At 56.3% G+C, this 4728-nt stretch carries 4 protein-coding genes; 2 read left to right on the top strand and 2 right to left on the bottom strand.

Features of this window, described 5'->3' with window-relative positions; translation table 11 throughout:
* Positions 1-780 (top strand): EAL domain-containing protein (locus tag Q1K23_RS04920; RefSeq protein WP_300362927.1); only part of this gene is annotated, 780 nt, incomplete at its 5' end.
* Positions 781-868: 88 nt separating this feature from the next.
* Positions 869-2734 carry a DUF505 domain-containing protein gene (locus Q1K23_RS04915; protein WP_300362925.1) on the top strand — a complete coding sequence of 622 codons (1866 nt, stop codon included), beginning with the start codon at positions 869-871 and terminating at the stop codon, positions 2732-2734.
* Between the two features lie 156 nt (positions 2735-2890).
* On the opposite strand, the gene Q1K23_RS04910 is transcribed toward Q1K23_RS04915, so the two are convergent.
* Both Q1K23_RS04910 and smpB read right to left on the bottom strand, forming a co-directional pair.
* Positions 2891-3973 (bottom strand): hypothetical protein, encoded by a 1083-nt coding sequence (locus tag Q1K23_RS04910; RefSeq protein ID WP_300362923.1) that lies wholly within the window; start codon positions 3971-3973, stop codon positions 2891-2893.
* A 295-nt stretch (positions 3974-4268) separates the two neighbouring features.
* Positions 4269-4727, bottom strand: a complete 459-nt coding sequence (gene smpB, locus Q1K23_RS04905; RefSeq protein WP_300362921.1) for an SsrA-binding protein SmpB — start codon at positions 4725-4727, stop codon at positions 4269-4271.
* Position 4728 lies beyond the last annotated feature (1 nt).

Here is a 4728-nt window from a genome sequence, read left to right as displayed (position 1 = left end):
CTCGACACCAACGTCAAGCGGCACTACATGATCGAGCGGGCTCTCAAGGATGCGCTGCGGCATGAAAGTTACTATCTTCTCTATCAGCCGCAGCTGGATCTAGGAAGCGGGAAGGTGACGGGAGTCGAAGCGCTTCTGCGTGTCGACGAGACGATTCTCGGTCTCATCTCGCCGGCTGAGTTCATTCCGATCGCCGAGGAGAGCGATCTCATTCTCAAAATAGGGAAGTGGGTTTTCGAAGAGTGCTGTCGACAGATTCTTCTATGGAGAGAGGAGGGTATCGAAAATCTTCTCGTGGCGATCAACCTCTCCCGAAGGCAGTTGATGGACGAGGGATGGGGACCTTTCGTCGAAGAGACGATAGGGCGTTATGGGATCGATCCGTCGAATATCGAATTCGAAATTACAGAAACGACGTTCATGCACTCCAAAAAACTGGGATATCAGACCATCACGTCGCTACAGGAGATGGGATTCAAGTTTTCCATCGACGATTTCGGAACGGGTTACTCGTCACTGGCCAATCTGAAACAGTTTATCGTGGACAAACTGAAAATCGACCGCTCTTTCGTGATGGATATCGTCGAAAACGAATCGGACCGGGCCATCGTCAAGGCTTCGATCGCCCTGGCCAAAGCCCTGGGGCTCTCCACGATCGCCGAAGGGGTCGAAACCGCCGAGCAGCAGGCGTTGCTGCGGGAGCTGGGGTGCGACGAGATGCAGGGTTACCTCTTCAGCCGCCCCGTCCCCGCCGCCGACATTCCCGAACTTCTTCGCTGAAATCTTCGCTACTGCGCCCTAGGTCGCGGTAACTTTTTGTCGCCTGTTCTACAATGTCGCCAAAACACGAAAGAAAAAGGAGCGTGATATGGTGATCAAAAAAGATCAGGCGAAACATCTGTTGGCACTGCTGGAGAGCCCCGAGCGGGAGATCGACGTGAGCAGGCTCAACGAAGAGGGGCTCGGTGAGCTCGAAGCGGCGGGGCTGGTGCGTTTTCCCACACCGGCATCGGTGTCGCTGACCTACGGCGGTGAGAGCGTGGCCAGGGCGCTGCGGGCTCTGGTGGAAAAAGGGGCCGTCGAGAAGGTGAGCGACTGGGATCCCCGCTTCCGCTGGATCGGAAGCGAGGTTTTGGCGATGATGGAGAACGCCCGCCGAAGCGGCAATGTGGCGCCTTTGGCCCTGGAGTCTCTGAAGAAGCGGGGCTTCGCGCAGAAGGTGCACGACAGGGCGCGCAAGATCGATACGATGCGGCTGAGCCCCGAAGCCGAGGCGGTGCTGGATGCGTTCGAAGCTATCGAGCCCGTCTTGAAGGTCGACGGCGAACTGGCGCACCTCATTCTCACGGCGCCGGTCGGGCCGACGGAGGCGTCGCATATGCCTTTCGACGACGCGCAGAAGGAGCGACTGGAAGCGATGCGCATCCTCGCCTACTCGGTGCCCCACGGCGACATCGCCGCGTTTACCGGCATAGGCCGGGCGGTGCGCAAGGTGCTCGAAAACGGTGCCGCTGTGAGTGACGGGGATATCATCGATCCGCTGGTGATGGACCTGGTGGCCGCGGTCTATGACGGTGAGCCGGTGAACGAAGAGGCGAAGGCGCAGCTGGAGATGATGGGCTACATCGACGACAAAGAGGAGCTGTTGCCCGCCGGCGAGGCGCTGATGGCGCTACGTGCATTGCTGAAAAACCGCGTCGAAAAGCGGCTTTTCAGCTTCGCCCTGACCCAGGAGATGGCCGAAACGCTGTTGGCGGTAGAAAGCCTGGGCGGCGCGGATGCCGAGGATATCAAGAAAGAGATGGTCGACAAGAAGGTCAAAGAGTACAAGACGCTGGTGGAGAAATACGGCCGACGGCTCGACGAGATGCCCGTGAAGAAGCGGCAGATCGCCGAGCGCTTCATGGAGGCGAAGGAGCAGATGAAGTGGTTCGAGAGCCACTTCGACATCCACGAGTACCTCTTCGCCCTGGAGGCATTCGGCCTGGTGGAGGCGACGCAGGACGAAAAGGGCAAGGAACGCTTCGTCGCCACCGAGGCGGGTAAAAAGGTGGCGGAGGATATGCGAAAAGAGCTCCGTCCCATCTCTTCGGCGGCCGTCAAGTGTCTCAAGCTGGCCAAACGCCCCTTCGAGGTGCCCAACCGCGAGTGGGTGGCCAAGGCAAGGGAAGAGAAGGTGCTGGGCGAGTACGGCCCGGGACCTCGTGGAGAGTTCTACGCCGAACTTTCCGAGAGCGTGAGGCGCAAGCCCTTCATGACACGCTACGAAATGGATATCTTCAAACGCATTCCCAGTCGTGGCATGACAGTGGACGAGCTGCTGGCCGAGGCGAAGGACGAGCATGACCGCCACATGATGGAAGGGGCGCTGGACATGCTCGAAGCCCGCGGGTTCGTGGAGGTGCTCAGCGACGGGCACATCGTGGAGACAAAAGCGGGTGAACTGATGGACCGGGCCTTAAGCGGCGTGCCCGAAGGGTTCGGCGCGCCGGTGACGCCTCTCATCTACCGGGTCGTCAAAGCGGTGGCGGAAGTGGGCACGCTCTATGAGAAGGAGAAGCGGATCCGCATCCAGCCTTCCCATCACAAAGAGGCCTACCGCCGCAGCGGCCTCTCGCCCGAAGCCTTCGAGAAGGCGTGGGTGGCGGCCCGGGAGGCGAAATACCTGGGCAGGAACGGTGTCAACGAAGCGGGCATCGATCTGCTCGAGGCGGTCGAAGCGATGAACCCGTAAGGGTTCAGCCTCCTCTTTTTTCCTTCTGGGGCGGTTTCACAGCGAAGTTGAGGATTCGGCATCACGCTCTGGGTGAATACCTCGGTCGATAATAGCCCGGGATGCCGATTGGTAGTTTTGGTCGTCGTGCCCCCGTCAGGATTTTTGAGATAGCTTCTAGACGATTTTCGTCTCTTCCGGTGTCTCTATCTCGAGAGACTCCTCTTCGTTCTCTCGGGGAGGCAACAATATCGCTTCCTCATCCTCTTTGGAGGCTTCCGCCAGCTCGTCTGCGGATGGGATCGGTCTCTCTTCCATGAGAGCGAGGACGATACGCTCCCCATGGGCGATGGCGTCGGAGAGCTGCTTCGATGGTGTGCCTTCAGTCGTAACGATGGCGATATTGAGCAGGGGTACCAGCGCCTCGGCGCATTCGGCCGCCCGATTGACGATATCTTTCGATACGTTGCGGTACGCCTCGTAGTCGGTCCCTTCCGTATGGATGATACGCTGAAGTACGGCATTGTACTCCTGCATATAGATGTCGCAGGTTTCGAGAATCTTCTCGAAGGCATCGAGCTCTTCGACCAGGGCGTCCATGGCATCGGTATATCGTGTCTTTTTGCTGTGATAGTTTTCCGCTTCGTTATAGATCGCCTCGGCGGTTTCGAGGTTGCGCTTCGCCGCTTTGCCCATCATGATCGACCATGTGATCATCCATGCCGCGATCGCCGCAATTCCCAGCACCACGGCGCCGAAAGCCGGATTTCCCATATCGGGATTGAACGCGCCGCCGCTTAGCCATGTCAGGATCTTTTCTATCCTCGGAATGTCGGTAAAGGTCTCTTTGACGAGCGGCTGGCCGGTACCCACGGCGCCGATGACCAGCGCCGCTGCGACGGTCACGAGCGCCGCGATCAGGGAGACGAAGAAGGCACCCCCCTTGCCCCCTTTCACATCCCTGACCTCCACAGGCTCGACATCGGCCTTTTCGTAGAGTGGCTGCAACTGCTCGGAGAAAGGTGTCTCGGCCACCGGTGTCAATTCGATGGGGTTTTCGTTTTCGATGCTTTCGAACCGCTTGCGGAATCTCGCGAGTGTCTGTTTCGTCACCTGTGATCGGATCGCATCGATTTCGGCGACCTTCTTTTCGAGCCGTTCTTTGGCTTTCTGAAACTTCTCGTCGATCGCCGCGATCATGTTCTTCGCGTCCTGAATCAACTCTTCCGCTTTCTTTTGATTCTGCATGGTGGAAAACATGGCCTTCTCCTTTGAAGATGGTATCTGGCATTATTGTGCCAAAAAAACCCATACAACTATATAAGTGGATGTTCTGAGCTTCATTAAAATAAAATATATTTATGAAAAAAAGTAAAAACAATCAGTAAATTAAACTATATCAAAGGTGGAAAAAGAGAGAATCTGGATTATAAAATATTATAACAAGGAGTTCGAATGACACCGATGGAAATGATTGGGGCCATCTATGCCGCCGCGGCTGTGGGAATCGTACCCACTTGGACCATTTTCCAGATGAAAAAGCACTGAGTCCGTCTCAGTATCGGTTTTTCATCGCCGCCCGGGCTTCCCGCTCGGCGGTTTTTCTCTTCAATGTCTCCCGTTTGTCGTGGAGTTTCTTTCCTTTCGCCAGAGCGATCTGCAGTTTGGCCCTGTTTCGTTCGTTGAAGTAGAGCATCAACGGTACGATGGCAAGCCCCTCCTGTTTCATCTTTCCATACCATTTATCGATCTGTTTGCGGTGCAGCAGCAGTCTTCTGGGCCGTTTTTCGTCGGGTTTGTAGTGGGGATTGGTGCTTTCGAGAAACGAAATATGCATTCCGAAGACCCACGCTTCGCCTTTGATAATGCGGACATAGCTGTCTTTGAGGTTGACACGTCCCATACGGATCGACTTCACCTCGCTGCCGAGCAGTTCGATACCCGCTTCGAGTTTTTCGATGATCTCGTAGTCGTGAAAGGCTTTCTTGTTTTTTGCGACGATTTTGATAGACATG

It is taken from the genome of Hydrogenimonas sp., from assembly GCF_029933015.1.
Classification (GTDB): domain Bacteria; phylum Campylobacterota; class Campylobacteria; order Campylobacterales; family Hydrogenimonadaceae; genus Hydrogenimonas.
Note: the sequence above shows the minus strand (reverse complement) of the source record. Positions and strands in the feature narration are given on the sequence as shown.